Origin of the sequence: Pantoea graminicola, from assembly GCF_048452665.1 — a bacterium.
Lineage (GTDB): Bacteria > Pseudomonadota > Gammaproteobacteria > Enterobacterales > Enterobacteriaceae > Pantoea.
The window spans coordinates 1-1,699 of sequence record NZ_JBLWSJ010000020.1 but is presented as its reverse complement, the minus strand read 5'-3'; the positions used below and the strand labels follow the sequence as shown (position 1 = coordinate 1,699).

Here is a 1,699-nt window from a genome sequence, read left to right as displayed (position 1 = left end):
GGCAGATGCCCTGGCAGTCAGAGGCGATGAAGGACGTGCTAATCTGCGTAAAGCGACGGTAAGGTGATATGAACCGCTACAGCCGTCGATGTCCGAATGGGGAAACCCGGTGCACTCAGTGCATCATTGCAGCATGAATACATAGTGCTGCAAGGCGAACCGGGGGAACTGAAACATCTAAGTACCCCGAGGAAAAGAAATCAACCGAGATTCCCCCAGTAGCGGCGAGCGAACGGGGAGCAGCCCAGAGCCTGAATCAGCTTGTGTGTTAGTGGAAGCGTCTGGAAAGTCGCAGGGTACAGGGTGATACTCCCGTACACAAAAACACACAGGCTGTGAGCTCGATGAGTAAGGCGGGACACGTGGTATCCTGTCTGAATATGGGGGGACCATCCTCCAAGGCTAAATACTCCTGACTGACCGATAGTGAACCAGTACCGTGAGGGAAAGGCGAAAAGAACCCCGGCGAGGGGAGTGAAACAGAACCTGAAACCGTGTACGTACAAGCAGTGGGAGCCTCTTTATGGGGTGACTGCGTACCTTTTGTATAATGGGTCAGCGACTTATATTCTGTAGCAAGGTTAACCGTATAGGGGAGCCGCAGGGAAACCGAGTCTTAACTGGGCGTTAAGTTGCAGGGTATAGACCCGAAACCCGGTGATCTAGCCATGGGCAGGTTGAAGGTTGGGTAACACTAACTGGAGGACCGAACCGACTAATGTTGAAAAATTAGCGGATGACCTGTGGCTGGGGGTGAAAGGCCAATCAAACCGGGAGATAGCTGGTTCTCCCCGAAAGCTATTTAGGTAGCGCCTCGTGAACTCATCTCCGGGGGTAGAGCACTGTTTCGGCTAGGGGGCCATCCCGGCTTACCAACCCGATGCAAACTGCGAATACCGGAGAATGTTATCACGGGAGACACACGGCGGGTGCTAACGTCCGTCGTGAAGAGGGAAACAACCCAGACCGCCAGCTAAGGTCCCAAAGTCATGGTTAAGTGGGAAACGATGTGGGAAGGCACAGACAGCCAGGATGTTGGCTTAGAAGCAGCCATCATTTAAAGAAAGCGTAATAGCTCACTGGTCGAGTCGGCCTGCGCGGAAGATGTAACGGGGCTAAACCATGCACCGAAGCTGCGGCAGCGGCGCGTATGCGCTGTTGGGTAGGGGAGCGTTCTGTAAGCCGTCGAAGGTGTGCTGTGAGGCATGCTGGAGGTATCAGAAGTGCGAATGCTGACATAAGTAACGATAAAGCGGGTGAAAAGCCCGCTCGCCGGAAGACCAAGGGTTCCTGTTCAACGTTAATCGGAGCAGGGTGAGTCGACCCCTAAGGCGAGGCCGAAAGGCGTAGTCGATGGGAAACAGGTTAATATTCCTGTACTCGGTGTTACTGCGAAGGGGGGACGGAGAAGGCTATATCAGCCGGGCGACGGTTGTCCCGGTTTAAGCGTGTAGGTGTGTGTTCCAGGCAAATCCGGTTCACTTTACACTGAGGCGTGACGACGAGGCACTACGGTGCTGAAGTGATAAATGCCCTGCTTCCAGGAAAAGCCTCTAAGCATCAGGTAACACAGAATCGTACCCCAAACCGACACAGGTGGTCAGGTAGAGAATACCAAGGCGCTTGAGAGAACTCGGGTGAAGGAACTAGGCAAAATGGTGCCGTAACTTCGGGAGAAGGCACGCTGGCGCGTAGGTGA

General features: G+C 54.0%; 1 rRNA gene. It reads left to right on the top strand.

Annotated features, from left to right (window positions below):
- Nucleotides 1-1,699: ribosomal RNA gene (locus ACNY69_RS21595) — 23S ribosomal RNA — on the top strand; the annotation flags it as partial.